Here is a 25,595-nt window from a genome sequence, read left to right as displayed (position 1 = left end):
TCAGGCGCGTCGGGATGCCCCGGGGAGCGGCGTGCGCCACTCCCGTCGATGCGCGCGACCCGGGTGGGCCCGCGTAGGATCCCGGACCGATGATCACCGCACAGAACGTCGAAGTCCGTGCGGGTGCCCGCCTCCTGATGGAGAACGTCTCGTTCCGGGTGGCGGCCGGGGACAAGATCGGCCTCGTCGGCCGCAACGGCGCCGGCAAGACCACCCTCACGAAGATCCTGGCCGGCGACGCCCAGCCCGCCTCGGGCTCCGTCACGTCGTCGGGCGACGTCGGCTACCTGCCGCAGGACCCGCGCGTCGGGGACCCCGAGGTGCTCGCCCGCGACCGGATCCTCTCCGCGCGCGGGCTCGACGACGTCGTGCGCCGCCTGCGCGAGGCGGAGGAGCAGATGGCGTCGGCCGACCCCGACGTCGCCGACCGCGCCATGCGGCGCTGGTCCCGCGCCGACGCCGAGCTCCACGCCGGGGGCGGGTACGCCGCCGAGGCCGAGGCGGCGACGATCGCGGCCAGCCTCGGCATCCCCGACCGCATCCTCGGCCAGCAGCTCAAGACGCTCTCCGGCGGCCAGCGGCGCCGCGTCGAGCTCGCGCGCATCCTCTTCTCCGGCGCCGACGTGCTCATCCTCGACGAGCCGACGAACCACCTCGACGCCGACTCCATCGTGTGGCTGCGCGACTTCCTCAAGGCCCACCGCGGCGGCTTCATCGTCATCAGCCACGACAACGACCTGCTGGCCGAGACCGTCAACAAGGTGTTCCACCTCGACGCGAACCGCTGCGTCATCGACGTCTACAACATGGGCTGGAAGCACTACCTGACCCAGCGCGAGACCGACGAGAAGCGCCGCAAGCGCGAGCGGATGAACGCCGAGAACAAGGCGAAGACGCTCACCGACCAGGCCAACAAGATGCGGGCCAAGGCGTCGAAGGCGCAGGCCGCGCAGTCGATGCTCAAGCGCGCCGAGAAGATGATGGCCGGCCTCGAGGGCGAGCGTGCCGCCGACCGGGTCGCCAAGATCACCTTCCCGTCGCCCGCACCGTGCGGCAAGACGCCGCTCACGGCGGAGGGCCTCTCGCGGACCTACGGCTCGCTCGAGGTCTTCACCGACGTCGACCTGGCCATCGACAAGGGCTCGCGGGTCGTCATCCTCGGCCTCAACGGCGCCGGCAAGACGACGATGCTGCGCATCCTGGCCGGGGTGGACACGCCCGACTCGGGCTCCGTGGTCCCCGGTCACGGGCTCAAGGTCGGCTACTACGCGCAGGAGCACGAGACCCTCGACACCTCGCGCACCGTGCTGGAGAACATGCAGAGCGCGGCCCCGCAGCTCACCGACACCGAGGCCCGCTCGGTGCTGGGCTCGTTCCTCTTCTCCGGCGAGGACGCCCACAAGCCGGCCGGGGTGCTCTCCGGCGGCGAGAAGACCCGCCTGGCCCTGGCCTCGCTCGTGGTCTCCAGCGCCAACGTGCTGCTGCTCGACGAGCCGACGAACAACCTCGACCCCGCGTCGCGCGAGGAGGTGCTCGACGCGATCCGCCGCTACGAGGGCGCGATCGTGCTCGTCACCCACGACGAGGGCGCGGTGCTCGCGCTCGAGCCCGACCGCGTCCTCATCCTCCCCGACGGCGTCGAGGACCTCTGGAACGCGTCCTACGCCGAGCTGGTCTCGCTGGCCTGAGCCCGCGCCGCGGGCTCCTCGGCGGGCGCGGCAGGCTCATCGGCGGGCTCGTCGGCGACCGGTACGGCGAGCCGCGTCGGCGTCGCGCGCCCCCGCAGCACCTCGGTGCCGTCGGGGCGCCAGCGCGCCGCCTCGTCGGCGACCGCGGCGTCGACGCTCTCCGCCGCGGCGAGCACGAGGCCGGGGCGGCCCTTCGCCAGGTCGGTCAGCCGGGCCGCGGAGTTCACCGCGTCGCCGATCACCGTGTACTCGAACCGGCGCTCGGCGCCCACGTTCCCGGCCACGGCCTCCCCCGTAGCGACCCCGACGCCGGCCCGCAGCTCCGGCACCTCGACGGCGAGCCGCCGCGCCACGGTGCGGGCGGTGCGCAGGGCGGCCGTGGCGTGGTCCTCACGGGCCACGGGGGCGCCGAACACCGCGAGGACGGCGTCGCCCATGAACTTGTTGACGAGCCCGCCCGAGCGGTCGACCTCGTCGATGACGACCGCGCAGAACCGGTTGAGCAGGTCCACGACGGCGGTGGGCTCGCGCTCCGTGGCGAGCGTGGTGGAGCCCATGAGGTCGACGAAGAGGATGGACACGACGCGGGTCTCGCCGCCGAGCTCGACCTGCTGACGCAGGGCGGCGTCGGCGACGTCGGTGCCGACGTGGCGCCCGAACAGGTCGCGGATGCGCTCCCGCTCCCGCAGCCCCGCCGCCATCCGGTTGAACCCGGCCTGCAGGTGGCCCAGCTCCGTGGCGTCGTAGACGGGGACGGACACGTCGAGGTCGCCGGCCTCGACGCGCCGCAGGGCGCGCTGCACCGACGCGATCGGCCCGACGACGGCCCGTGAGGTCAGCGTCGTGATGTTGAGCCCGAACAGCAGCACGACACCACCCAGCACGAGGATGAGGATCGCCAGGCGGACGCGGTCGACCTGGTCGTCGCCGGCCAGCGAGAGCAGCGCGGCGAAGACGAGGGCCGTGACCGGGATGCCGGTGCCGAGCACCCAGAAGATGATGAGGCGTCGTCGTACGCCGGAGCCGCGCCCGACCGGCGGCAGCCCCTCGGCGAGCGCCCGGGCCGTGATGGGCCGCAGGACGAACTCGGTCCACAGGTAGGAGATCGCGCAGACCACGATGCCGGCGATCGCCACGGCGATCGACTCGGTGAGCGCGATGCTCGGCTGGGTGAGCAGCGAGAGCAGCGTGAAGAGCAGCACGGCGACGAACCACAGCGTGCCCTGGCGCACCATCACCGTGCGCGGGGCGCGCAGCGTCTCGTGCCGCTCCCGGTCGGTGGGGGAGCGGCCCTCCCGCGCCCACGCCAGGGAGCGCAGGAGCCGCCGCGTGATCCAGACCAGGCCCACGACGACCGCGAGCCCGACGTACACCGGCGTCGCGATGAAGTGCGCCAGCCGGAAGTCGCGGCCCAGCGGCTCGTCGGGGCGCACGAGCAGCAGGAGAGCGATGACGACCCCGGCACCGATGAGGTTGGCGGTCAGCAGGATGAAGGTGAGCAGGGCCTGCACCCGCACGCGCAGCACCTGCGGGCTCTGGTCGGGGGCGCCGAGCAGCCGCGAGCCGTAGGGGCTGCGGGCGTCGGCGCTGGTCACGGGTCGCATCGTAGGGTGCGGGGGACCCCGCGTGAGCGGGAACACGGCGGGGTGGTGGGGGGTTGTCACGAGCATGTCGGGGATGACCGGGATGGGTGCCGCGTGGCGTCACCTGCGCACCGACCGCTCGGCGGTCGGCACGCGGGTGGACCGCGCCGTCGTACGACGGGTGGTCGGCGCCGCGCGTCCCCACCGGCGGGTGCTCACGGCGTTCGCCGGCGTCACCGTGCTCGACGCGATGCTCGTCGTCGTCACCCCGCTGCTGGTGCAGCGGCTGGTGGACGACGGCGTGGTCGCGGGCGACGTGCAGGTCGTCGCCGTCGTCGCCGGTCTCATGGCCGTGGTGGCGCTCGTCGACGCCGCCCTCGGCGTGCTCGGCGGCTGGCTGTCGTCGCGCATCGGGGAGGGCCTCATCCTCGACCTGCGCACCCAGGTCTTCGCCCACGTGCAGCGCCAGGGCCTCGCCTTCTTCACGCGCACCCAGACCGGTGCCCTGGTCTCGCGGCTCAACAACGACGTCATCGGCGCGCAGCGCGCGTTCACCACGGTGCTGTCGAACGTCGTCGCCAACTCGGTGGCCGTCGTGGTCGTCGGCGTGACGATGGTGGCCCTGAGCTGGCAGGTGACGCTGCTGTGCCTCGTGATGTTCCCCGTGCTGTTCGGGGTGTCGCGCTGGGTGGGCGCCCGCCTGGCCGGGCTCACCCGCGAGCAGATGGACGGCAACGCCGACCTCGGCAACGTCATGACGGAGCGCTTCAACGTCGGCGGCGCGATGCTGCTGAAGCTGTTCGGGCGCCGGGGCGAGGAGGACGCGCTCTACGCGGCCAAGGCGACCCGGGTCCGCGACCTCGGCGTCCGCATCGCCCTGCTGACCCGCCTCTTCGCCTCGGTCATGATGCTCGTCCCGGCCATGGCGACCGCGCTCGTGTACGGCGTCGGCGGCTGGCTCGTGGTGCGGGGCGACCTGACGCTCGGCACGCTGCTCGCCCTGGCGACCCTGCTGCTGCGCCTCCTCGGGCCGATGCAGGGCCTGTCGAACGTGCGCATCGACGTGATGACGGCGCTGGTCAGCTTCGAGCGGGTCTTCGAGGTGCTCGACCTGCCGTCGACGGTGACGGAGCGGGCCGACGCGGTGCCGCTGCGGGTGGCGGACGGGAGCCGCGGGGTGCGGCTGGAGTTCGACCACGTCGGCTTCGCCTACCCGGACCCGTCGACGACGACGCTGGCCTCGCTCGAGGCGGTCGCCAGCCCCGACCGCGGCGCCGCCGCCGAGCCCGTGCTGCACGACATCACGTTCGTCGCCGAGCCCGGTCAGACGGTCGCCCTCGTCGGCCCCTCCGGCGCCGGCAAGACCACGATCACCCACCTGGTGGCCCGCCTGTACGACGCCACGTCCGGCACCGTGCGCGTCGCCGGCCACGACGTGCGCTCGGTGACGCTGGAGTCGTTGGAGGACGTGGTCGGCTACGTCACGCAGGACGCCCACATGTTCCACGACACGATCCGGGCGAACCTGCGCTACGCGCGGCCCGACGCGAGCGAGGAGCAGATCTGGGACGCCCTCGAGGCCGCCCGCATCGCCCCGCTGGTGCGCTCGCTGACCCACGGCCTCGACACCGTCGTGGGGGACCGGGGCTACCGGCTCTCCGGGGGCGAGCGCCAGCGGCTCGCGATCGCCCGGCTGCTGCTCAAGGCGCCGCCGCTGGTCGTGCTCGACGAGGCCACCGCCCACCTGGACGGCGAGTCCGAGCAGGCCGTGCAGCGGGCCCTCGACGCGGCGCTCGAGGGGCGGACCTCGCTCGTCATCGCCCACCGGCTCTCGACGGTGCGCAACGCCCACCGCATCCTCGTGGTCGACGACGGCCGCATCGTGCAGAGCGGCACCCACGCGGAGCTGCTGGCGCAGGGCGGGCTCTACGCCACGCTCCACGGCACCCAGCTGCGCGACGACGTCACGCCCGCCGGCTGACGGGCGTCAGGTGCGGGAGCGCTCCCGCTCGGCGCGGATGCGGGCCTGCACCTCGGCCTGCTTGCGCTCCTCCTCCTCGGCGCGGGCCCGGCGCTCGGCGCGCAGCCGGTCACGGCGGGCGGGTCCGCCGCGCCACTCGTCGTACGCGAGGTAGCAGAAGCCGAACACGGCGAGCAGGCCGAAGAACCACCACTGCAGCCCGTAGAAGAGGTGCGGGCCCTCGTCGAGCTCCGGCAGCGGCGGCGGGTCGAGGGGCTCGGCGGCCTCGGGGGACTCCTCGGCCAGGTCGACGAAGCCCGTGAGCACCTCGCGGTCCAGCGCCTCGCCGATGCGGGCCGAGGAGATCGAGCGCGTCGACTGCTGCGTGACCGCGGTGCTGCCGCCGTCGGTGGCGTCGCGCCGCACCCAGCCGGTCACGGTCACCTCGCCGGGCGGGGGAGCGGGCAGCGCGTCCGTGTCGGTGCCGCGCAGGCCCCCGCTGTTCTCCGTGGCCATCCAGCCGCGGTCGACGAGCAGGGAGGTGCCGTCGGCGAGGACGAGCGGGACGACGACGTCGACGCCCGGGGCGCTGTCACGGGTGCGGTAGCGGACCACCACGGAGTCCTCGACGGCGTAGGTGCCGGTCGCCGTCACCGCGGTCCACTCCTCGCCGGCGTCCACCGGCTCGCCGACGCCCAGCACGTCGGTCACCTCGACCGGCTCCCGACCCTCGTTGCGCTCCACGATCGAGTTGCGGTCGCGGCGGTCGTCGAGCCGGTGGAACTGCCACTGGCCCAGCACCCACGCCAGGTAGGTGAGCAGCACGACGGCGATCCCGAACAGGATCCAGCGCCGGGACAGCAGGAAGCGGAAGGAACCCACCTCCAGAGGCTATCCGGCGACCGTCCGCGACCTAGACTCGACTCATGAGCCAGTCCGTCGACCTCCCCCTGCTGCCCCGCGGCGCCGCGGGGGGTCTGGTCGACCGCCACGGCCGCACCGCGACCGACCTGCGCGTCTCCCTCACCGACCGCTGCAACCTGCGCTGCAGCTACTGCATGCCGCCCGAGGGCCTCGACTGGATGCCGGTCGAGCAGACGCTGACCGACGACGAGGTCGTCCGGCTGGTCGGCATCGGGGTGCACCACCTGGGCATCCGCGAGGTGCGCTTCACCGGGGGCGAGCCGTTGGTGCGGCGCGGGCTCGTCGACATCGTCACCCGGGTGCGCCGCGACGCGCCCGACGTCGACCTGTCGCTGACCACCAACGCGCTCGGCCTGGCGCGCACCGCGCAGGCCCTGGCCGACGCCGGGATCGACCGCGTCAACGTCAGCCTCGACAGCATCCGCCCCGACTCGTTCGCGAGGGTCACGCGTCGCGACCGCCTGCACGACGCGCTGGCGGGCGTCGAGGCCGCGGCCGCAGCGGGCCTGACGCCGGTCAAGATCAACGCGGTGCTGCTGCGCGGCATCAACGACGGCCAGGCCCCCGAGCTGACCCGGTGGGCGCTGGAGAACGGCTACGAGCTGCGGTTCATCGAGCAGATGCCGCTCGACGCCCAGCACGACTGGTCCCGCACCGAGATGGTCACGGCCGAGGAGATCCTGGCGTCCCTGCAGGCCGCGTTCACCGTGGTCCCCTCGGAGGAGGCCCGGGGCAGCGCGCCGGCCGAGCGGTTCCTCGTCGACACCGGCACCGTCCGGGGCGTCGTCGGGGTCATCGCGTCGGTCACGCGCCCGTTCTGCGGAGACTGCGACCGCGTGCGGATCACCGCCGACGGCCAGGTGCGCAACTGCCTGTTCGCCCGCTCCGAGTCGGACCTGCGGGCCGCCCTGCGCGGTGACGCCGACGACGCCGAGGTCGCCGAGCAGTGGCGGCGCGCCATGTGGACGAAGGCCGCGGGGCACGGCATCAACGACCCCAGCTTCCTGCAGCCGACGCGGTCCATGTCCGCCATCGGCGGCTGAGCCCAGCCCCCGAGCCCAGCCCCCGAGCTCAGCCCCCGGCCCGGTGGCCGGGCTCGGGGTCGGGCTCGTCGTCGGTCACGACCTCCGCCGCGGGCACGACGTCGCGCAGGAAGTCCCGCGCACCGAGGAAGTCCGACAGCGACGCCCGGTGGTCGTCGCAGGCCAACCAGATCTTGCGGCGCTCCGGGGTGTGCAGCCGCGGGTTGTTCCACCGCAGGGCCCACGTGGCGTCGGCACGGCAGCCGCGCGCGGAGCAGGTCGCGGGCGCGCTCACGCGCCGGCCCGGCCGCCCGCGGGCCGCTCGTCGAGGTCGTCGTCCCAGACCGGGTCGTCCCAGTCGACGTCGTCCCACGCGGAGTCGTCCCGGGAGCGGGGTGAGCCGGGTCCCGCGGCGACGTCGTCACCGGGGCCGATCCGCAACGTCTCGCCGGAGGCGGGCGGGAGCGCGTACGCGTCGACGGGCTCGATCTCGAAGTCCTCGCTCTGCTGGGAGGTGACGTTGGCCGCGACCACCGCGAAGTACGGCAGGAAGACGGCCCCGGCGAGCAGCACCCACCGCAGCCAGCCCGGGCCGACGGCGAAGGCGCCGAGGAAGCACAGGGTGCGCACGGACATCGCGATGAAGTAGCGGCGGCGGCGCTGGTCGAGCTCGTCGGTGGGGGAGACCGGGGCGGTGGTGATCCGGACGGCGTCGGCCTTCGGCGCGGTACGGCGGGGACGCGTCGGCATGTCCTCCACTGTACGTCGGTAGCATCACCCGACCCGGGCCGTGCTGGGCCGGACCCCGTCCCACGAGGAGACCACCATGACCAGCCGCACCTACCGCGTCACCGAGATCGTCGGCACCTCCCCCGACGGCATCGACCAGGCAGTCCGCAACGGCATCAACCGCGCCGGCGAGACGCTGCGCCACCTCGACTGGTTCGAGGTCACCCAGGTGCGCGGTCACGTCAAGGACGGGCAGGTCGACCACTTCCAGGTCTCGATGAAGGTCGGCTTCCGCCTCGAGGACCAGTGAGCACCGCCCGTCCGCCGCTGCGGGCCGTGCCGCCCGGCGTGACCGGGCGGCGGACGGGTTTTCCGGTACCTGTCGGTAAGCACTAGCGTCGCGGAGCGTGAGCGACGCAGAGCAGACCGGGCCGCTGGGCCGCACCGTCCTCGTCACCGGGGGCAACCGCGGCATCGGCCGCGCGATCGCCGAGGCCTTCCTCGCGCAGGGGGACCGGGTCGCGGTGACGACCCGGAACGGCGGCGCCCCCGAGGGGGCGCTCGACGTCCGCTGCGACGTCACGGACCCCGCGCAGGTGGACGCGGCCTTCGCACAGGTCGAGGCCGAGCTGGGGCCTGTCGAGGTGCTCGTCGCCAACGCCGGCATCACGAAGGACACGCTCCTGCTCCGCATGAGCGAGGACGACTGGTCCTCGGTCATCGAGACCAACCTCACGGGCACCTTCCGCCTGGTGAAGCGGGCCGCGAAGGGCATGCTGCGGCAGCGGCGCGGCCGCATCGTCCTCGTCTCCTCCGTCGTCGGCCTGCTGGGCTCGGCGGGCCAGGTCAACTACGCCGCCTCCAAGTCGGGTCTCGTCGGCCTCGCCCGCTCGACGGCGCGCGAGCTCGGCAGCCGCGGCATCACCGCCAACGTGGTGGCCCCCGGGTTCGTCGAGACCGACATGACCGACGTCCTCACCGACGCCCAGCGCGACGCCATCAGGACGCAGGTGCCGCTGGGCCGCTACGCCCACCCGGCGGAGGTCGCGGGCGCCGTCACGTGGCTGGCGAGCGAGCACGCGGCGTACGTGACCGGCGCCGTCATCCCCGTCGACGGCGGCCTCGGCATGGGGCACTGAGCGAGCCGCCCCGCTCGACCGCACCACCCCCCGCGCACGACCGGACCACCACCACCCGTCACGGGTAGAGAAGAGGACACGCAGCAGATGGGCATTCTCGAGGGCAGGCGCATCCTGGTCGCCGGCGTCACCATGGACTCCTCCATCGGCTTCGCGACCGCGAAGTTCGCGCAGGAGCAGGGTGCGACCGTGCTGATCTCCAACTTCGGCCGGGCGCTCGGCATCACGCGGCGCATCGCCAAGCGCCTGCCGGTCGAGCCCGCCGTGCTCGAGCTGGACGTGACCGATCCCGAGCACCTGGCGGGCCTCGAGGCGGCGGTGCGCGAGCACGTCGACGGCCTCGACGGCGTCGTGCACTCCATCGCCTACGGCAACCCCGAGACGCTGCTCGGCGGCAGGTTCCTCGACGGCCCGTGGGAGGACGTGGCGCAGGCGGTGCACGTGTCGGCGTACTCGCTGAAGTCGCTCGCCGTCGCCACCCGCCCGCTGCTCTCGCGCGGCTCCTCGGTCGTGGGTCTCACGTTCGACGCGACGGTGGCGTGGCCGGCGTACGACTGGATGGGCGTCGCGAAGGCGGGTCTGGAGTCCACCGCGCGCTACCTCGCCCGTGACCTCGGCGCCGACGGCATCCGCGTCAACCTGGTCTCCGCGGGGCCCCTCAAGACCCTGGCCGCGAAGGCCATCCCCGGCTTCGAGGACCTCGAGGCGCTGTGGGAGACCAAGGCGCCGCTGGGCTGGGACAACAAGGACCAGGAGCCGACGGCCCGGGCCGTGTGCGCCCTGCTCTCCGACCTGTTCCCGGCCACGAGCGGCGAGATCGTGCACGTCGACGGCGGCTTCCACGCCATGGGGGCCTGACCTCCGCGGAGCCGGTCGGCCGACGCGCTCCGGCGGAGGGACGCGGCACGGCGGTGGTGCCCCGGGATGCGGGGCACCACACCGAGCGCAGCTCCTCCCTCCCAGTCGGAGCTGCGGGCGTGGTGCCCCGGGAGGCTGAGCCTCCCTCCCATGAGAGCCCGCTCAGCCTACCGCAGGCCCCCTGACCCGGGCGTGACTCGACCGGTCGGGCGGACAGCGGGGCACGGTCGGTGGGACCATCGGGCGTGAGCTCCCCCCAGCCCGCGCCGACCCGGCGCCTCGTGATCCTGCGCCACGCCGAGGCCGCGCCGGCCGCGGCCTCCGACCACGACCGCGACCTGACGCCCGACGGGCGCGCCGCGGCAGCCGCCGCCGGACGGTGGCTGCTCGCCGAGCAGCACGCGCCGTCGGCGGCCCTCGTCTCCGACGCGCTGCGCACGCGCCGCACGTGGGAGGAGCTGGCGACCGCGGCCGGCTGGCTCGACGTGCCGGTCGAGCACGCGGCGCCGCTCTACTCCGCCGGCCCCGAGACGGCGCTGGACCTCGTGCGCGGGACGGACGGCGACGTCGCCACGCTGGTGCTCGTCGGGCACAACCCGACGGTCGCGTCGCTGGCCCACCTGCTGCACGACGGGCAGGGCAACGAGCGGGCGGCGGTGCGGATGGCGCAGGGGTACCCGCCCGCCGCCGTCACCGTCCTGGCCTGCCCGGTGCCGTGGTCGGAGCTGGCGTGGGGCGGGTGCCGGCTCGTGGACTTCCACGTCGCCGGCGCCTGAGGGCGGGTCAGGACAGGTCGGGCGACGGCGTGACGAAGCCGGCGGCCGCGTCGGCGGCCTCGATCTCCTCGCGGGAGATGCCGAGCAGGTAGAGGATCGTGTCGAGGTAGGGCACGTTGACCGACACCTCCGCCGCCTCGCGCACCGCGGGCTTGGCGTTGTAGGCGATGCCCAGCCCGGCGGTGCTCAGCATGTCGAGGTCGTTGGCGCCGTCACCGATCGCGATGACCGACTCCACCGACACCCCCACCTCGGCGGCGAACTGCCGCAGCGCGACGGCCTTGCCGGCGCGGTCGACGACCGGGCCCACGATGCGGCCGGTGAGCCGGCCGTCGACGATCTCGAGCTCGTTGGCCCGGGCGAAGTCGATGCCCAGCTCGGCAGCGAGGCGGTCGGTGACCTGGCTGAAGCCGCCCGAGACGATCGCGAAGCGGTAGCCCAGCCGCTTGAGCACCCGCACCATCGTGCGCGCGCCGGGCGCCAGGCGGATGCCCTCGTAGACCGCGTCGAGCGCCGTGGCCTCGACGCCCTCGAGGCGGGCGACCCGCTGGCGCAGCGACTCCTCGAAGTCGAGCTCGCCGCGCATGGCGGCCTCGGTCACCTCGGCGACCTCGCGCTCGCAGCCGGCGTGCGCGGCGAGCATCTCGATGACCTCGCCCTGGATGAGCGTGGAGTCGACGTCCATGACGATGAGGCGCATGCCGCGCCGCAGCAGGTCGGCGGGCTGCACGGCGACGTCGACGCCCTGGCGGGCGGCCTCGGCGGCGAGCGCGGCGCGCAGGTGCTCGGGGGCGGTGCCCGAGACGTGCAGGTCGATGGCGGTCACGGGGTAGCGGGCCATGCGCTCGATGCGGTCGATGTTCGCCCCGGTCTCCGCGATGCGCCCGGTGATGGCGGCCAGCGCCCCGGCGCGCAGGGGGGCCCCGATGACGGAGACGTGCACGCGACCGTCGCCCCGTCGCCGGTTGTCGCCCGTGCCCTGCTCGACGTCCACCTGCATCTCGAGCTCACCGGCGGCGCGGGTGATCTCGGCCCGCAGCCGCTCGACGTCGTCGGGTGCGGTGACGAGCACGCCGAGCACCATCCGGCCGCGGAGCACGATCTGCTCGACGTCGACCACGTCCACGTCGCCGGCGGCGAGGGTGGCCAGCACGGCGCTGGTCACGCCGGGGCGGTCCTTGCCGGTCAGGGTCACCAGGACCGTGTCGGTCGTGGGACCGGCGCCGCCGGGTACGGCGGACGGCTCCGGCTGGCGGGGGGCGGCGGGCTCGCTCATCGCGGCGAAGGCTACCGCCGGGGGACGGGTGCGCCGTACCCGGTGCGCGGCGCCGCGGTGGGTCCGGGCTGGGTCCGGGCTGGGTCCGGGCTGGGTCCGGGCTGGGTCCGGGGTCAGTCCGGGGGCCACGCCTCGGGGGAGGCGGCCGCGGTGAGGGCGTGGCGCGCGGCGCGGGCGAGGTCGTCGAGGGCCGCGCGGCGCGCGACGGTCTCGCCCAGGGTGACCGCGGCACCGTCGTCACCGGCGCCGAGCTCGGCGACGCGCAGCAGGCGCAGGCCGCGCGCGGCGAGCTGCACGCAGCGGGCCGGCACCCCGTCGGGGGCGTCGATGCGGGGCACGGCGGTGAGGTCCAGCAGGTCGTCGGCGAGGTCGGGGTTCCAGCGGGCGACGTCGAGCCGCGCCAGGCGCTCCGCCACCTCGAGCAGCGCGGCGCGCAGGGCGCGGTCGGCGGCACCGACGTCGGGGAGGGGACGGCGGGACGCGGGGTGCTGCTCCCACTCCACGGCGGCGCCCACGGCGACGGGCACCCAGCCGACGCCGGCGGCCGGCGCCAGGACGGCCTCGCCCGCGTCGATCGCCGCGGCGTTGAGCTCGCGGGGACCGCCGAGCCCGACGGGGTCGCCGGGGGCGGGGAACGCGGCACCCACCTCGTGGGCGCCGGCGCGGCGCAGGCCGCCGAGCACCTCGGCGGCGGTGGCCGGGTCCTCGCCGGGGGCGGCGAACACGTGGCGCACGCCGTGCTCGGCGAGCGCATCGAGCACGTCGTCGGCGGCCGCGCGCCCCCGCAGCCAGGCGGTTCCCCACCACGCGAACGTCAGCGAGACGGGCACGGCGATCACGCCCCGAGGGTACGGACCGGGCCGGCGCCGCCGGTCGATAGGGTGCTCGTCATGACCGCTGTGCTCGAGCTCGCCGACGTGACGGTCCGACGCGGGGAGGCGGTGCTGCTCGACCGCGTCACGTGGGTGGTGGACGAGGGCGAGCGGTGGGTCGTCCTCGGCCCGAACGGCGCGGGCAAGACGACGCTGCTGCAGATCGCCGCCGCCCAGCTGCACCCCACCGACGGCGCCGTCGGTCTCCTCGGCGAGCTGCTCGGCACGGTCGACGTCTTCGAGCTGCGTCCTCGGATCGGGGTGGCCAGCGCGGCGGTGGCCGAGCGCATCCCGCGGGGCGAGAAGGTGCGCGACCTCGTGCTCACGGCGGCGCACGGCGTCGTGGGGCGCTGGCGCGAGCAGTACGACGAGGTGGACGAGGCCCGCGCCGACGCGCTGCTGCGCGAGCTCAGCGTCGAGCACCTCGCCGACCGCGTCTTCGGCACCCTGAGCGAGGGCGAGCGCAAGCGCGTGCAGATCGCCCGGTCCCTGATGACCGACCCCGAGCTGCTGCTGCTCGACGAGCCCGCCGCCGGTCTCGACCTCGGCGGCCGCGAGGACCTCGTCAGCACGCTGTCCGTGCTCGCCTACGACCCCGACTCGCCGGCGACGGTCCTCGTCTCCCACCACGTCGAGGAGATCCCGCCCGGGTTCACCCACGCCCTCCTGCTGCGCCAGGGGCGCGTCGTGGCGGCCGGGCCGCTGGCCGAGACGCTCACCGAGGGGAACCTGTCCGCCACCTTCGACACCCCGCTGACCGTCGCCCTCGAGGAGGGCCGCTGGTCGGCGCGCCGTCGGACGCGCCGCCAGGCCGGCGCGTGAGCCCGCTCGAGCTGGTGGCGATCCTCGTCGCCGGCGCGGCGGCGGGCGCCATCAACACGGTGGTCGGCTCGGGCACGCTGATCACCTTCCCGACGCTGATCGCGCTCGGCGTGCCGCCCATCACGGCGAACGCCTCGAACACCATCGGGCTCGTGCCCGGCTCGCTCTCGGGCGCGTGGGGCTACCGGCGCGAGCTCGTGGGCCAGCGCGCCCGCCTGCTCCGCTTCGCGAGCGCCTCGGCGCTGGGCGGCGTGCTGGGCGCGGTGCTCCTCTTCACGCTCCCCGACGACGCGTTCGCCGCCATCGTCCCCGTGCTCATCCTGCTCGGGCTCGTGCTGGTGGTGACGGGCCCGCGGATCTCGAAGGCGATCGCCCGCCGTCGCGAGGAGCGGGGCGCGGGCGAGGTCCCGGAGCACGGCCCGCGCTGGCTGTGGCCGGTGGTGGCCCTGACGGGGGTGTACGGCGGCTACTTCGGCGCCGCCCAGGGCATCATCCTCATGGCGTTCCTGGGCATCGGGCTGCCCGAGACCCTGCAGCGCCTCAACGCGATGAAGAACCTGCTGGTGGCCCTCGTCAACGGCATCTCCGGCGTGCTGTTCGCGATCTTCGTCGACGTCGACTGGACGGTCGTGCTGCTCGTCGGCGTCGGCGCGGTCGTCGGGGCCCAGCTCGGTGCGCGGTACGGCCGCAAGCTGCCCGACCACGTCCTGCGCGGGTTCATCGTGGTCGTGGGCGTCGCCGCCCTCGCCGCGTTCCTGCTCGGCTGAGGGCTCAGCGCACCTTCATCACGTAGGTCTGCCGGGCGAACCGGTCGTGCACGCCCTGGCGCAGCCCCGGGTCGGAGGCGATGGACCAGGCGATGGCGGCGAGCACGACGACCTCGGCCAGCGACGCCAGCGCCGGACCCGCGAACGGCACGAGACCGAGCAGCGTCACCAGGTGGAAGGCGTTGCGCCGCAGGGACTGCGTCGGTGTGACCCTCGCCCCGCCCTGCCCGACGACCTGCAATCCCATGAGGGCCTTGCCAGGGGTGCGGCCGGTGGTGGTCTCGAAGAAGAGCTGGTAGCCCAGCGCGACCACCGCCAGGCTCACGGTCACCGTCGCCCCCGCGACCCAGGAGGCGACCGCGTCGCTGTCGGGCCCCAGGAGCAGCGCACGGACCAGCGGGCGCACGACGAGCCCGGCGACGACGGCGACGACCAGCCAGTCGACGAGGCGGGCCACGAGCCGGTCCACCAGGTCACCGGGACGGGGCGGGGGCGTGCCGCGCTCGGCCGGGTGGGGCACGCCGTACCCGCCGGGGGGAGGGAGGTGGCTCACGGTGGCTCCTTCCACGGCCGCCGCTCGGCGCCGCCCGTCCACCGTAGCCGCGGTCGTGGGACCGGTGCCGTCATCCTCCCCAGGCGGTCAGCCACCGCTCCAGCGCCCGGTAGACCTCGGCGCGGGCGGGGGCGCGGGAGAGCACGACGTCGTGCCGGGCGCCCGGCACGGTGACGAGCGTGAGGTGGCGGGCGCCGACGTACGGGGCCCACCGCTTGATCTGCTCCACGTCGAGCACGACGTCCGAGCTGTGCACGTCCTCGCTCATCTCGGCCGGCGAGGTGGTGCGGTCCGAGGACAGCACGAGCACGGGTACGGCGACCGCGAGCCCGCGGTGCAGCTCGGCGTGGGCGCGGCGCACCGCCCGCAGCCACCCGAGGCTGACGGGCAGCGACTCCAGGGGCTTCCAGCGCAGGTCGAAGTCGAACTCGCCCTCGTGGTCGCGGTGCAGGCTGCGGCCGTAGAGCCCGCTGACCGAGCGGGGGAGCACGCGGCGGGGCAGGACCGCGCCGAGGCGGTCGATCACCTGGGTGCCGACGGTGCGCATGAGCAGGGAGCCGCGCAGGTCGAACCAGGGGGAGTTGAGGACCAGCGCCGCGAGCCCGTGCGGGCGCCGGTCGTGGGCCCACAGCGCGAGGACGAGGCCGCCGGTGCTGTGCCCCGACGCGATGACCCGGGTGTGCCCGTCCCGCTCGACGATGCGCTCCCACGCGGCGTCGAGGTCCCCGTGGTACTCACGGAGGTCGGCGACGAACGCCGGTGTCTGGTGCTCGCGCAGCGACCGGCCGTACTTGCGCAGGTCGACCGCGTAGACGTCGTAGCCCTGCTCGGCCCACCAGTCGGCGTACTCGGTGTGGAAGAAGTAGTCGCAGAAGCCGTGCACGTGCAGCAGGGCACCGCGGGCGGTGCCGACGGCGGGCCGGTGGACGAGGGTGGTGACGACCTCGCCCTCGTCGTCGGGGGGCAGGGGGATGGTCTCCGCGGTGTACGGCGCACCCAGCAGGTCGGGGACGGCCCCGGTCACGGCGTGGCTCATGCGCCCCATGATGGCAGCGGCGGGGCGCCCGCGGCGCGCCCGCCTCGACGTGGGCGGGCCGGGCCCGGCACCCGTAGTCTCGCTCCGGTGAGCACCACGACCCGGGCACGGCGCGTCGCGACGACGTACGTGCGCGACGGGGTGGGGCGGTGGCGCTCCGGCTCCAGCGCGGGGCAGGCCTGGGTGGTGGGCGTGCTGGCCGCCGGCGTGGCCTGCTGCCTCGCGGTCTCGCTCGTCGACTACGACCTGATGCCGGTCGCGGCGTACATCGTGTGGCTGCTCGCGGGCACGGCGCTGCTGCGGTTCTGGCCGCTGGTGGTGCACGCGCTCGTCTGCCTGGTCGCGGGGGTGACGGCCGTGCTGGTCGACGGGTCCTTCGGGGGCGCCCGCACGTCGTCACTGGTCGCGATGCTCGTCGCCGTGGGCCTGACGCTGCTGCACGGGCGACGCCAGCGCACCGGGCTGCCGAGCCTGATGAGCGAGGGCCTCCTGGTCGACCTGCGGGACCGGCTGCAGGCGCAGAGCACCGTGCCGCCGCTCCCGACCGGGTGGCGGGCGGAGTCGGCGATGCGCCCGGCGCACGGGGTGGCGTACGCCGGGGACTTCCTCGTCGCCGAGCTCGACGAGGACGGGCGTCACCTCGAGATGATCCTCGTCGACGTGTGCGGCAAGGGCCTGGCGGCGGGCACGCAGGCCCTCCAGTTCGCGGGCGCCCTCGGCGGGCTGCTCGGCGCGCTGCCGCCGGTCGCGCTGATGTCGGCGGCCAACGCGTTCCTGCTGCGGCAGGGGGACGACGAGTCGTTCGCGACCGCGGTGCACGTGCGGATCCACCTGACCTCGGGCGCCTACGGCATCGTCAGCGCCGGCCACCCGCCGGCGCTGCGGTACGACGCGGCGAGCGGCAGCTGGGTGGCCGACCACGCGCGGGGGACCGCGCTCGGGGTGGACCACCGCCCCGAGCTGGTGACGAGCACCGGGACCCTCGCGGCGGGCGAGGGGCTGATGTTCTACACCGACGGCGTCATCGAGTCGCGGGACGCCGACCTCGGCGTCGGGCTCGACTGGCTGCGCGCCACGGCGGCGGAGGAGGTGGCCCGCCGCGGCTTCCCGGGCGTGGCGCGACGGATCGTGGACCAGGTCGCGCGGGGCGACGACGACCGCGCGGTGCTGGTGCTGCACCGGGAATAGCCCGGCGGGCCCGGTCGTTCCCGTGATAGTTTCGCTTTCAACTACACGAGGAGTGAGCGACATGCAGATCGGGATCTTCACGGTCGGCGACGTGACCGCCGACCCCACCACGGGGCGCACGCCGAGCGAGCACGAGCGGATCAAGGCGACCGTGGCGATCGCGCGCAAGGCCGAGGAGATCGGTCTCGACGTGTTCGCGACCGGCGAGCACCACAACCCGCCGTTCATCTCGTCGAACCCCACCGCGACGCTCGCCTACGTCGGCGCGCAGACCGAGCGGATCATCCTCTCGACCGCCACGACGCTGATCACGACGACGGACCCGGTGCTCATCGCCGAGGACTACGCCAAGATCCAGCACCTCACCGACGGCCGCGTCGACCTCATGATGGGGCGCGGCAACACCGGCCCCGTCTACCCCTGGTTCGGCAAGGACATCCGCCGCGGCCTCGAGCTCGCCATCGAGAACTACGCGCTGCTGCACCGCCTGTGGCGCGAGGACGTCGTGGACTGGGAGGGGAAGTTCCGCACCCCGCTCCAGGGCTACACCTCGACGCCGCGCCCGCTCGACGGCGTACCCCCGTTCGTGTGGCACGGCTCGATCCGCAGCCCTGAGATCGCCGAGCAGGCGGCCTACTACGGCGACGGCTTCTTCCACAACCACATCTTCTGGCCGGCGTCGCACACGCGGCAGATGGTGGCGCTCTACCGCCGCCGGTTCGAGCACTACGGCCACGGCAGCGCCGACCAGGCGATCGTCGGGCTCGGCGGGCAGTTCTTCATGCGCCGCAACAGCCAGGACGCGGTGCGGGAGTTCCGCCCGTACTTCGACAACGCCCCGGTCTACGGCCACGGCCCGTCGCTGGAGGACTTCACCTCGCAGACGCCGCTGACGGTCGGGTCGCCGCAGGAGGTGCTGGAGCGCACGCTGTCGTTCCGCGACTACGTCGGGCACTACCAGCGCCAGCTGTTCCTCGTCGACCACGCCGGGCTGCCGCTGAAGACGGTGCTCGAGCAGCTCGACCTGCTGGGCGAGATCCTGCCGGAGATGCGCAAGGGCTTCGCCGAGGGCCGGCCCGCACACGTGCCCGACGCGCCGACCCACGGCTCTCTCGTGGCCGCGGCCGGCGGCGCCCGGGACACGACGGTGCACGCCACCGACGACGTCACCGGTCACCGCGTGGAGGACGACGCCCCCGTGCAGGCGACGGCATGACCCGCGTCGTCGTCGTCACCGCCGGGCTCTCGCAGCCGTCGTCGACGCGTCTGCTCGCCGACCGCCTCGCCGACGCCGTCACCGCGGCGCTGGCGGAGCGGGGCGAGCGGGTCGAGCTCGACGTCGTCGAGCTGCGCGACCACGCCCACGCGCTGGCCGACCACCTGCTGACCGGCTTCGCGAGCGGCGACCTCGCCGAGGCGATCGGCGCGGTGGCGCGCGCCGACGCCCTGGTGGTCGTCACGCCGGTGTTCAGCGCGTCGTACTCGGGGCTGTTCAAGACGTTCTTCGACGTGCTGGAGCCCGAGACGCTGGCGGGTACGCCGGTGCTGCTGGCCGCCACCGCGGGCACGCCGCGGCACTCGCTCGTGCTGGAGCACGCGCTGCGGCCGCTGTTCGCCTACCTGCGCGCCACCACCGTGCCGACGGCCGTCTTCGCGGCGACGGAGGACTTCGGTGCCGGCGACGGCCACCTGGCCTCCCGGGTGCACCGGGCCGCCGGCGAGCTCGCCGACCTGGCCGCGGGCACCCGTCGTACGACGCCGCGCCGCCAGGCCGCGCTGCCCGCCGCCGACGATGAGTTCGGCGAGGTCATCCCCTTCGAGCAGCTGCTGCGGGGCTCCGACCCGCGGTGAGGGTGGGGTGGCGGGTTCCCCGGTGCACCGGGGAACCCGCCACGAAGCCCAGCCCGCTCAGTGGCGGTAGGTGCCGTGGAGGATCGCGCGGCCGAGGGTCTTGAACGCCAGGTGGAAGGACACGACGGCGGGGGAGGCGTCGGCGTCGACGCCGAGCGACTCCTCTCCGACGGCGTGCACGACGAAGTAGTAGCGGTGCACCTGGTCGCCCTGGGGCGGGGCGGCGCCCATGAAGCCCTGGGTGCCGCCGTCGTTGCGCACGTGGAACGAGGAGCCCGGCAGCTCGCCGGCGGCCGCGCCGGTGTCCAGCGAGGTGACGGACGCCGGCAGGTCGACGAGCACCCAGTGCCAGAACCCGCTGGGGGTGGGCGCATCGGGGTCGAAGCAGGTGACGACGTAGGACTTCGTGCCCTCCGGCGCGCCGCTCCAGGACAGCTGCGGCGAGGTGTTGCCGAGCGCGGCGACCTGGTCGTCCTTCAGCGGCTGGCCGTCGGTGACGTCCGTGCTGGTCACCGTGAACGACGCCGCGGCGGGCAGGAGGGTGTACGGGTCGGGGCTGACGGGGCGTTCGAGACTCATGTCACGAACCTAGCCAGCGTTCCCAGGGTGGACCACGACGTCCGCCGCGGCGGTCGTCGGGGAGAATGCCCGCCGTGCCACTTCTGGAGGAGACCCTCGCCCGCATCGTCCCGCCGGACGCCGGGGCCCGTCGCGACGCCGCGGAGCGCCAGGCCCAGCTGACCAAGCCGGCGGGCGCCCTCGGTGTCCTGGAGGACCTGTCGGTGCAGCTGGCCGGCATCGCGCGCACCTGCCCGCCGCCGGCCCCGGCGCGCCCGGTGGTCGCCGTCTTCGCGGGGGACCACGGCGTCCTGGCCCAGGGCGTCTCACCGTGGCCGGCCGAGGTGACGCTGGGCATGGTGGAGAACTTCCGCGCCGGTGGGGCCGCGGTCAACGTGCTGGCCCGCTCCTGCGGCGCCGAGGTCGTGGTCGTCGACGTCGGGGTGGCCTCGCCGGTCGCGGCCGACGCGGTGGTCTGGGACCGGAACGTACGGCGGGGGACCGCCGACCTGCGCACCGGCGCCGCGATGCGCCCCGACGAGGCCCGCGCCGCGCTCGAGGTGGGGATCACGGTCGCCACCGAGCTGGTCGGGCGGGGCCACGACGTGCTGCTGACTGGTGACATGGGCATCGGCAACACGACACCCTCCGCCTGCCTCGTCGCGGCGCTCGCGGGGGTCGACCCGGCGGTCGCCACCGGGCGCGGCACGGGTGTCGACGACGCCACCCTGGCCCTCAAGACCCAGGTGGTCGCCGACGCGCTGGCGCGGCTCGCCGCGAGCGGCGCCGGCCCCGCCGCCGACCCGCTCACGACGCTCGCGGAGGTCGGCGGCCTGGAGCACGCGGCGCTGGCGGGCTACCTGCTCGGCGGCGCCGCGGCCGGCGTACCCGTCGTGCTCGACGGCTACATCGCCGGCTCGGCCGCGCTCGTCGCGCAGGCGCTGGCGCCCGAGGTCACCGCCTACCTCGTCGCCGGGCACCGCTCCGCCGAGCAGGGCCACACCGCGGCCCTGGCCCACCTCGGCCTGCGTCCGCTCGTCGACCTCGACCTGCGCCTCGGCGAGGGCAGCGGCGCCGCCCTGGCGCTCCCGCTCGTGCGCAGCGCGGCGCTCGTGCTCGCCGAGATGGCGACCTTCGACTCCGCGGGCGTGGCCCGCAAGGAGGCGTGATGGGCACCCGGGCCGACGAGCACCCGCCGTACCCGGTCGGGCTGCGCCTCACCGGCCGCCGCGTGCTCGTGGTGGGCGGCGGGCACGTCGCCCAGCGCCGCGTGCCGGCGCTCATCGCCGCCGGTGCCCGCGTGCACGTCGTCTCGCCGGTGCTCACCCCCGCCCTCGAGGGGATGCTGGCCGAGCTCACGTGGCGCGAGGGCCGGTTCACCCCGTCCGACCTCGACGGCGCCTGGTACGCCATCGCCACCACCGACGACCCGGAGGTCAATCACGCGGTGATCGAGGCGGCCGAGGAGCGCCGCATCTTCTGCGTGCGCGCCGACGACGCCCGCGAGGCCTCCGCCTGGACGCCCGCGGTGGGCCGCCACGGCGGCGTCACGGTCGCGGTCCTCGCCAACCGCGACCCCCGCCGTTCCTCGGCGCTGCGCGACGAGGTCGTCGCCGCCCTCGTCGACGGGCGCCTCGCCGTCGCCGGCACGGCCGACACCACGCCCGGCGTGGTGCTCGTCGGTGGCGGACCCGGCGACCCGACCCTCGTCACCGTCGCCGCCCGCCAGGCGCTGGCGTCCGCGGACGTCGTCGTCGCCGACCGGCTCGCCCCGCGCGAGCTGCTCGACGAGCTGGCCCCCCACGTCGAGCTCGTCGACGTCGCCAAGCTGCCCCGCGGCCGGGCCGCGAGCCAGGATGCCATCAACGCGGTGCTCGTCGACCGCGCCCGGGCCGGCAAGCGGGTCGTGCGGTTCAAGGGCGGCGACAACTTCGTCTTCGGCCGCGGCTACGAGGAGATCCAGGCCTGCCGCGCCGCGGGCGTGCCCGTCACGGTCATCCCCGGGCTGTCCTCCTCCATCTCGGTGCCCGGCGTCGCCGGCATCCCCGTGACCCACCGCGGGGTCGCCCACGAGTTCACGGTCATCTCCGGCCACATCCCGCCGGGCCACCCCGACTCCCTCGTCGCCTGGGACGCCCTGGCCCGGCTCCGCGGCACCCTGGTGCTGCTCATGGCGGTCGCCAACGCGGGCGCCATCGCCGAGGCCCTGGTGGCCGGCGGCCGCGACGCCGGCACCCCGGTCGCCGTCGTGGCCGAGGGCACGATGCCGGAGGAGCGCACCGTGCTGAGCACGCTGGGCACCCTCGCCGACGACATCGCCACCCAGGGCGTGCGCCCGCCGGCCATCATCGTGGTCGGCGAGGTGGTCGCGGTCGCGCACCCCGAGCGGTACGGCGAGGGCTGAGCATGGCGACCCTCGTCGAGGTCGACGCGGCGGACGACCCACGCCTGGCCGACTACCGCGACCTGCGCGACGTCAGCCTGCGCAAGCACGTCGAGGCCACCCACGGCCTCTTCCTCGCCGAGGGGGAGAAGGTGGTGCGCCGCTCCGTCGAGGCCGGCCACGTGCCGCGCTCGTTCCTCATGGCGCCCCGCTGGCTCGACGGGCTCGCCGACGTGCTGGCCACGACCGACGCGCCCTGCTACGTGGTCTCCGAGCAGCTCGCCGAGGAGGTCACCGGATTCCACGTCCACCGGGGCGCGCTGGCGTCGCTCGAGCGGCAGCCGCTGCCGCCGCTGGCCGACGTGCTCGCCGGCGCACGCTCGGTGCTCGTGCTGGAGGAGGTCGTCGACCACACCAACGTCGGCGCGATCTTCCGCAGCGGCGCCGCGCTCGGCTTCGACGCGGTCGTGCTCGCCCCGCGCTGCGCCGACCCGCTCTACCGCCGGGCGATCAAGGTCGCGATGGGGGCCGTCTTCTCCCTGCCCTGGACGCGCCTCGACGACTGGTACGACGCGCTGCCGCTGCTGTCGTCGTACGGCTTCACCACCGTGGCGCTCACCCTGGCCGACGACGCCGTCGACGTGGAGGAGGCGGTGCGCGGTGTCGACCGGCTCGCGCTCGTGCTCGGCTCCGAGGGCCACGGGCTGTCGGAGCGCTGGCAGGCCACGGCGGACCGGCGCGCCGTCATCCCGATGCACCACGGCATCGACTCGCTCAACGTGGCCGCCGCGAGCGCGGTGGCCTGCTACGTCGCCGCGCGCCGCTGAGCCGACCTCAGCGCCGGCCTCAGCGCCGACCTCAGAGCATGACCCCCACGCGGGTCGGCGTGAAGCCCGGGAAGACCTGGGCGGTGCTGGCCCCGAAGCGGCGCGAGACGACCTCGGCGAGCACGCTGCGGTAGTCGGTGGTCACCAGCAGGTCGGCGTCCGCGGTGTCGGTGAGCCCGGGCCACGAGCCGAGGTAGCGCCCGCCGCGCACACCCGCGCCGGCCAGCAGCATGACGTTGCCGTAGCCGTGGTCGAGGCCGTAGTTGTCGTTCTCGCGCACCCGGCGGCCGAACTCGCTGAGCGTCACCAGCGTGACCTTGTCGCCCAGCGCCCCGAGGTCGGTGAAGAAGGCCGCCATCGCGCCCGCGAGGTCGGCGACGTTGCGCTGCATGCCGCCCCAGCTCAGCGTGCCGAGGTCGGTGTGCATGTCCCAGTCGCCCTGGTCGACCGTGACGACCTTCGTGCCGACGTCGCCGCGGACCACCTGGGCGACGTGGCGCAGGGCCTTGCCGAGGTCGGTGTTCGGGTACGTCGCACCGTTGGCGGGGGTCGTGGGCAGCGCCCTGACGGGGGCGAAGTCGTCGACGGCCGCGAGCGCGGAGCGCACGCCGGTGCCGAGGGCCGAGGAGTCCGCGCCCCACAGCGACTGGATGGAGCGGCGCCGCCCGCCGAAGGTGTCCCACTGGTCGGCGCCGGCGAGCTGGAGGGACGCGGGGTCCCGCATCGCGGAGACCGCCTCGGCGCCGTACAGCGACGTGGGCACCATGCCGTCGCCCACGGCGACGCCGTCGAGCGGGTGGGTCGAGGCGTCCTGGCCGAGCAGGCGGTTGAGCCAGCCCTCGCGCGTCGTGCTGCCGGCCGTGGCGTCCTCCACCTCCTCCATCGCGGCGAAGTGCGAGCGGTTGGGGGCCGGCAGGCCGGTGGCGTGCACGGCGGCGAGCTTGCCGGCGGTCCACATCGGCAGCAGGGGCGCGAAGCCCGGGTGCAGGCCGAACATGGCGTCCTTGGCCAGCAGCCGCTCGGCGGGGACGGCGATGCGCGGCCGGGCGCGGTAGTAGACCGGGTCGGCGTGGGGCACGACGAGCGACAGCCCGTCGGCGGCCCCGCGCAGGGAGAGCACGACGAGGACCTTGTCGCTGGGCGTGGTGCCCGCCGCGGCGTACCCGGCGGAGACGTTGACCACCGCACCGCCGAAGGTGGCGGCGGCGCCGGCGAGCAGGGCGCCGCGCAGCAGGGTGCGCCGCGAGACGCCGGCGAACTCGTCGCAGCAGGCGGGGGCGGTGGCGGGACGGGGCTGGTTCACGGGGGTGCTCCGCTCAGCGCGTGAGGTGGTGGGGGGAGTCGAGCAGGATGGCCAGGAGCCGGTTGAACTCCCACTTGACCAGGGCGTGCGTCGCCGTGACGACCGTCGAGGGCTGGTAGCCCGTCGCCTCGCAGCACGCCTGCAGCAGCGCCGGCGTCGAGGGCGCGCCGAGCATCCGGCCGCAGAGGTGGTCGACGAGCTGCGCGAACGTGAGCGATGCCTGGGGGAGCCAGTCGGTGGGGGCCGCGTAGGCGATGTCGGTCTTGGGCCACCACCGGCCGGCCGCGCTCCAGTGGAAGGAGAACGAGGCCAGCGCGCGCGAGCCGGAGCTCCACGACGCGTTGTCGATCGGGGGACCGTCGGGCCGCGGCCAGCTGAACGGGCTGGAGCCGAGCGCGGTCGCCTGCCACAGCAGCTGGTTCACCGCCGAGCCGTCGGCCGTCGGTCGCGCGAGGGTGGCGCCGAGCGCGCGGTAGGTGCCCACGACGTCCTCGCCCGGGTCGCGCACCTTGCGCCCCGCCGACGCGAGGAACTCCGGGCGGGCCACGAGGGCCCGCAGCACCGCGGTGATGCTGGTGCCGCTGGCGAGGTAGACCGACGCGAGGTGGTCGACGAGGGCCGCGGGCGGGGAGTCCTGCACCAGCTTGGTCGCGATGCGCCGGCACACGCGCCGCGCGGTCGCGGGGTGGCGGGCGAGGTAGGTCAGGTAGGCCCGCGTCACGGCCCGGCCGTCGGGGTCGGCGTTCGGGTGGGAGAAGCCCATGACGCGGACGGGGCCCGTCGCGTGGTCCGTCGGCCGGTAGCTGGCGGCCCACGTCTTCCACACGTCGACGCGGTAGCCGGTGAGGATGCGGGCGGAGTCCTTGACGTCGGCCTCGGTGTAGTTGCCGCGGCCCACCGTGTGCAGCTCGAGCAGCTCCCGGCCGAGGTTCTCGTTCGGGCGGGTCTTCGTCGAGATGGCGTTGTCGAGGAAGAGCCCCATGGCGGGGTGCGTGGTGGCCGTGATGAGCAGGTCGGTGAAGGTGCCCAGGGCGCGGGCACGCAGCGCGTCGCCGTACGACGTGCGGTGCACGAAGTGCGAGTCCCCGTTGACCGGCACGTGGAAGTGGCCCTCCCACAGCTCGGCCATCAGCTCGTGCACCTGCCGCTGGGACGTGAGGCGCCGCATCATCAGCCAGCGCGCGTAGTCGGCCATCACGACCCAGCCGTGCTCGATCTCCGCGACCTGGCGCTCCCACAGGTCGCTCGGCGTGCGGTTCAGCGAGGGCCACCAGGCGCGCAGGCCGTCGGCCGCCGCGTCGGGGATCGACGAGGGGCGCAGCTGGCGCTCGAACCAGGCGCGCCGGCCGCCGGCGGCCGCCATCTCCGCGGCCAGGGCGGGCGTGTAGCCGTAGGTCAGCCGGCGGGCGAAGTGCAGCGAGGCAGGGTCCAACGGGGCCGCCCCGGGGTACCGCTGCGGTGTGTACGACGAGGCTGCCGC

Annotated in this window: 26 protein-coding genes; 15 read left to right on the top strand and 11 right to left on the bottom strand. The window is 74.8% G+C overall.

Annotated features, from left to right (window positions below):
- The first annotated feature begins 89 nt into the window (after nt 1–89).
- Nucleotides 90–1,688: a ribosomal protection-like ABC-F family protein gene (abc-f, locus tag INN71_RS14220; protein ID WP_277498189.1), complete on the top strand. Its 1,599-nt coding sequence runs from the start codon at nt 90–92 to the stop codon at nt 1,686–1,688.
- Here the strand turns inward: abc-f and INN71_RS14215 are convergent.
- The gene (locus tag INN71_RS14215) at nt 1,661–3,283 is read right to left on the bottom strand and encodes an adenylate/guanylate cyclase domain-containing protein (RefSeq protein WP_277498190.1); all 1,623 of its coding nucleotides are present in this window, start codon (nt 3,281–3,283) and stop codon (nt 1,661–1,663) included. The two genes, abc-f and INN71_RS14215, sit on opposite strands and share 28 nt — an antisense overlap.
- Nucleotides 3,284–3,365: 82 nt before the next feature.
- On the opposite strand from INN71_RS14215, the gene INN71_RS14210 reads away from it, so the two are divergent.
- Nucleotides 3,366–5,252: an ABC transporter ATP-binding protein gene (locus tag INN71_RS14210; RefSeq protein ID WP_277498191.1), complete on the top strand. Its 1,887-nt coding sequence runs from the start codon at nt 3,366–3,368 to the stop codon at nt 5,250–5,252.
- Nucleotides 5,253–5,258: 6 nt separating this feature from the next.
- Here INN71_RS14210 and INN71_RS14205 read toward each other — a convergent pair whose 3' ends face one another.
- Nucleotides 5,259–6,113, bottom strand: a complete 855-nt coding sequence (locus INN71_RS14205; protein ID WP_277498193.1) for an SURF1 family protein — start codon at nt 6,111–6,113, stop codon at nt 5,259–5,261.
- A 44-nt stretch (nt 6,114–6,157) separates the two neighbouring features.
- Between INN71_RS14205 and moaA the strand changes: the two genes are divergently transcribed.
- On the top strand, nt 6,158–7,198 hold the full coding sequence (gene moaA, locus INN71_RS14200; RefSeq protein ID WP_277498195.1) for a GTP 3',8-cyclase MoaA: 1,041 nt from the start codon (nt 6,158–6,160) through the stop codon (nt 7,196–7,198).
- A 28-nt stretch (nt 7,199–7,226) separates the two neighbouring features.
- Here moaA and INN71_RS14195 read toward each other — a convergent pair whose 3' ends face one another.
- The gene (locus INN71_RS14195; protein ID WP_277498196.1) at nt 7,227–7,472 is read right to left on the bottom strand and encodes a hypothetical protein; all 246 of its coding nucleotides are present in this window, start codon (nt 7,470–7,472) and stop codon (nt 7,227–7,229) included.
- Nucleotides 7,469–7,927 (bottom strand): DUF3099 domain-containing protein, encoded by a 459-nt coding sequence (locus INN71_RS14190; protein WP_277498197.1) that lies wholly within the window; start codon nt 7,925–7,927, stop codon nt 7,469–7,471. Before INN71_RS14190 ends, INN71_RS14195 begins: the two co-directional genes overlap by 4 nt.
- 76 nt (nt 7,928–8,003) lie before the next feature.
- Between INN71_RS14190 and INN71_RS14185 the strand changes: the two genes are divergently transcribed.
- From INN71_RS14185 to INN71_RS14170, 4 genes are all read left to right on the top strand, one after another.
- Nucleotides 8,004–8,216: a dodecin gene (locus INN71_RS14185; RefSeq protein WP_277498198.1), complete on the top strand. Its 213-nt coding sequence runs from the start codon at nt 8,004–8,006 to the stop codon at nt 8,214–8,216.
- A 124-nt stretch (nt 8,217–8,340) separates the two neighbouring features.
- Nucleotides 8,341–9,045, top strand: coding sequence for a 3-oxoacyl-[acyl-carrier-protein] reductase (gene fabG / locus INN71_RS14180; protein WP_301800921.1), 705 nt, complete (start codon nt 8,341–8,343; stop codon nt 9,043–9,045).
- A gap of 87 nt (nt 9,046–9,132) precedes the next feature.
- The gene (fabI, locus tag INN71_RS14175) at nt 9,133–9,903 is read left to right on the top strand and encodes an enoyl-ACP reductase FabI (RefSeq protein WP_277498200.1); all 771 of its coding nucleotides are present in this window, start codon (nt 9,133–9,135) and stop codon (nt 9,901–9,903) included.
- A gap of 245 nt (nt 9,904–10,148) precedes the next feature.
- A complete protein-coding gene (locus INN71_RS14170) occupies nt 10,149–10,679 on the top strand; it encodes a histidine phosphatase family protein (RefSeq protein WP_277498201.1) in 531 nt (176 codons plus the stop codon).
- Between the two features lie 7 nt (nt 10,680–10,686).
- On the opposite strand, the gene serB is transcribed toward INN71_RS14170, so the two are convergent.
- Together serB and INN71_RS14160 are read right to left on the bottom strand one after the other, a co-directional pair.
- Entirely contained in the window at nt 10,687–11,955 is a 1,269-nt protein-coding gene (gene serB, locus INN71_RS14165) for a phosphoserine phosphatase SerB (protein ID WP_277498202.1), read from the bottom strand.
- 113 nt (nt 11,956–12,068) lie between these two features.
- Nucleotides 12,069–12,794, bottom strand: a complete 726-nt coding sequence (locus INN71_RS14160) for a hypothetical protein (protein WP_277498203.1) — start codon at nt 12,792–12,794, stop codon at nt 12,069–12,071.
- A gap of 51 nt (nt 12,795–12,845) precedes the next feature.
- Between INN71_RS14160 and INN71_RS14155 the strand changes: the two genes are divergently transcribed.
- Together INN71_RS14155 and INN71_RS14150 are read left to right on the top strand one after the other, a co-directional pair.
- Nucleotides 12,846–13,649, top strand: a complete 804-nt coding sequence (locus INN71_RS14155; RefSeq protein WP_277498204.1) for an ABC transporter ATP-binding protein — start codon at nt 12,846–12,848, stop codon at nt 13,647–13,649.
- Complete coding sequence (locus INN71_RS14150) at nt 13,646–14,416, top strand: sulfite exporter TauE/SafE family protein (RefSeq protein ID WP_277498206.1); 771 nt, start codon at nt 13,646–13,648, stop codon at nt 14,414–14,416. The genes INN71_RS14155 and INN71_RS14150 overlap by 4 nt, the downstream gene beginning before the upstream one ends.
- A gap of 4 nt (nt 14,417–14,420) precedes the next feature.
- Here INN71_RS14150 and INN71_RS14145 read toward each other — a convergent pair whose 3' ends face one another.
- Nucleotides 14,421–14,969 (bottom strand): RDD family protein, encoded by a 549-nt coding sequence (locus tag INN71_RS14145; RefSeq protein WP_277498208.1) that lies wholly within the window; start codon nt 14,967–14,969, stop codon nt 14,421–14,423.
- A gap of 70 nt (nt 14,970–15,039) precedes the next feature.
- The gene (locus INN71_RS14140) at nt 15,040–16,005 is read right to left on the bottom strand and encodes an alpha/beta hydrolase (protein WP_277498210.1); all 966 of its coding nucleotides are present in this window, start codon (nt 16,003–16,005) and stop codon (nt 15,040–15,042) included.
- An 87-nt stretch (nt 16,006–16,092) separates the two neighbouring features.
- Here INN71_RS14140 and INN71_RS14135 point away from each other — a divergent pair, with 87 nt between their 5' ends.
- The 3 genes from INN71_RS14135 (at nt 16,093) to INN71_RS14125 (ending at nt 19,044) form a co-directional block, all read left to right on the top strand.
- The gene (locus INN71_RS14135) at nt 16,093–17,193 is read left to right on the top strand and encodes a PP2C family protein-serine/threonine phosphatase (RefSeq protein ID WP_277498211.1); all 1,101 of its coding nucleotides are present in this window, start codon (nt 16,093–16,095) and stop codon (nt 17,191–17,193) included.
- A gap of 61 nt (nt 17,194–17,254) precedes the next feature.
- A complete protein-coding gene (locus INN71_RS14130; RefSeq protein WP_277498212.1) occupies nt 17,255–18,409 on the top strand; it encodes an LLM class flavin-dependent oxidoreductase in 1,155 nt (384 codons plus the stop codon).
- On the top strand, nt 18,406–19,044 hold the full coding sequence (locus tag INN71_RS14125) for an FMN reductase (protein ID WP_277498214.1): 639 nt from the start codon (nt 18,406–18,408) through the stop codon (nt 19,042–19,044). Before INN71_RS14130 ends, INN71_RS14125 begins: the two co-directional genes overlap by 4 nt.
- Nucleotides 19,045–19,101: 57 nt before the next feature.
- Here the strand turns inward: INN71_RS14125 and INN71_RS14120 are convergent, their stop codons facing one another.
- Nucleotides 19,102–19,623 carry a YbhB/YbcL family Raf kinase inhibitor-like protein gene (locus tag INN71_RS14120; protein WP_277498216.1) on the bottom strand — a complete coding sequence of 174 codons (522 nt, stop codon included), beginning with the start codon at nt 19,621–19,623 and terminating at the stop codon, nt 19,102–19,104.
- A 74-nt stretch (nt 19,624–19,697) separates the two neighbouring features.
- On the opposite strand from INN71_RS14120, the gene cobT reads away from it, so the two are divergent.
- Genes cobT through INN71_RS14105 form a run of 3 tightly spaced genes read left to right on the top strand, consistent with a single transcriptional unit; the run spans nt 19,698 to nt 22,812 of the window.
- Complete coding sequence (gene cobT, locus INN71_RS14115; protein ID WP_277498218.1) at nt 19,698–20,771, top strand: nicotinate-nucleotide--dimethylbenzimidazole phosphoribosyltransferase; 1,074 nt, start codon at nt 19,698–19,700, stop codon at nt 20,769–20,771.
- A complete protein-coding gene (cobA, locus tag INN71_RS14110) occupies nt 20,771–22,006 on the top strand; it encodes a uroporphyrinogen-III C-methyltransferase (protein WP_277498219.1) in 1,236 nt (411 codons plus the stop codon). The genes cobT and cobA overlap by 1 nt, the downstream gene beginning before the upstream one ends.
- Nucleotides 22,007–22,008: 2 nt before the next feature.
- Nucleotides 22,009–22,812 carry an RNA methyltransferase gene (locus INN71_RS14105; protein WP_277498220.1) on the top strand — a complete coding sequence of 268 codons (804 nt, stop codon included), beginning with the start codon at nt 22,009–22,011 and terminating at the stop codon, nt 22,810–22,812.
- 31 nt (nt 22,813–22,843) lie between these two features.
- Here the strand turns inward: INN71_RS14105 and INN71_RS14100 are convergent, their stop codons facing one another.
- The gene (locus INN71_RS14100) at nt 22,844–24,115 is read right to left on the bottom strand and encodes a DUF1501 domain-containing protein (RefSeq protein ID WP_277498221.1); all 1,272 of its coding nucleotides are present in this window, start codon (nt 24,113–24,115) and stop codon (nt 22,844–22,846) included.
- 13 nt (nt 24,116–24,128) lie between these two features.
- On the bottom strand, nt 24,129–25,547 hold the full coding sequence (locus INN71_RS14095) for a DUF1800 domain-containing protein (protein WP_277498222.1): 1,419 nt from the start codon (nt 25,545–25,547) through the stop codon (nt 24,129–24,131).
- Nucleotides 25,548–25,595 lie beyond the last annotated feature (48 nt).

The organism is Nocardioides sp. ChNu-153 (assembly GCF_030466625.1).
Taxonomy (GTDB): Bacteria; Actinomycetota; Actinomycetes; order Propionibacteriales; family Nocardioidaceae; genus Nocardioides.
The sequence above is the reverse complement of the archived record's forward strand: the minus strand, read 5'-3'. Positions and strand labels throughout refer to the sequence as shown.

Excerpts from the sequence above, each read along its gene's own strand:
- fabI (WP_277498200.1), top strand. The coding sequence starts at position 9,133 with ATGGGCATTCTCGAGGGCAGGCGCATCCTGGTCGCCGGCGTCACCATG.
- INN71_RS14125 (WP_277498214.1), top strand. The coding sequence starts at position 18,406 with ATGACCCGCGTCGTCGTCGTCACCGCCGGGCTCTCGCAGCCGTCGTCG.
- moaA (WP_277498195.1), top strand. The coding sequence starts at position 6,158 with ATGAGCCAGTCCGTCGACCTCCCCCTGCTGCCCCGCGGCGCCGCGGGG.
- INN71_RS14185 (WP_277498198.1), top strand. The coding sequence starts at position 8,004 with ATGACCAGCCGCACCTACCGCGTCACCGAGATCGTCGGCACCTCCCCC.
- INN71_RS14140 (WP_277498210.1), bottom strand. The coding sequence starts at position 16,005 with ATGAGCCACGCCGTGACCGGGGCCGTCCCCGACCTGCTGGGTGCGCCG.
- cobA (WP_277498219.1), top strand. The coding sequence starts at position 20,771 with ATGGGCACCCGGGCCGACGAGCACCCGCCGTACCCGGTCGGGCTGCGC.
- INN71_RS14210 (WP_277498191.1), top strand. The coding sequence starts at position 3,366 with ATGACCGGGATGGGTGCCGCGTGGCGTCACCTGCGCACCGACCGCTCG.
- INN71_RS14120 (WP_277498216.1), bottom strand. The coding sequence starts at position 19,623 with ATGAGTCTCGAACGCCCCGTCAGCCCCGACCCGTACACCCTCCTGCCC.
- INN71_RS14130 (WP_277498212.1), top strand. The coding sequence starts at position 17,255 with ATGCAGATCGGGATCTTCACGGTCGGCGACGTGACCGCCGACCCCACC.
- INN71_RS14105 (WP_277498220.1), top strand. The coding sequence starts at position 22,009 with ATGGCGACCCTCGTCGAGGTCGACGCGGCGGACGACCCACGCCTGGCC.
- INN71_RS14190 (WP_277498197.1), bottom strand. The coding sequence starts at position 7,927 with ATGCCGACGCGTCCCCGCCGTACCGCGCCGAAGGCCGACGCCGTCCGG.
- abc-f (WP_277498189.1), top strand. The coding sequence starts at position 90 with ATGATCACCGCACAGAACGTCGAAGTCCGTGCGGGTGCCCGCCTCCTG.
- INN71_RS14155 (WP_277498204.1), top strand. The coding sequence starts at position 12,846 with ATGACCGCTGTGCTCGAGCTCGCCGACGTGACGGTCCGACGCGGGGAG.
- serB (WP_277498202.1), bottom strand. The coding sequence starts at position 11,955 with ATGAGCGAGCCCGCCGCCCCCCGCCAGCCGGAGCCGTCCGCCGTACCC.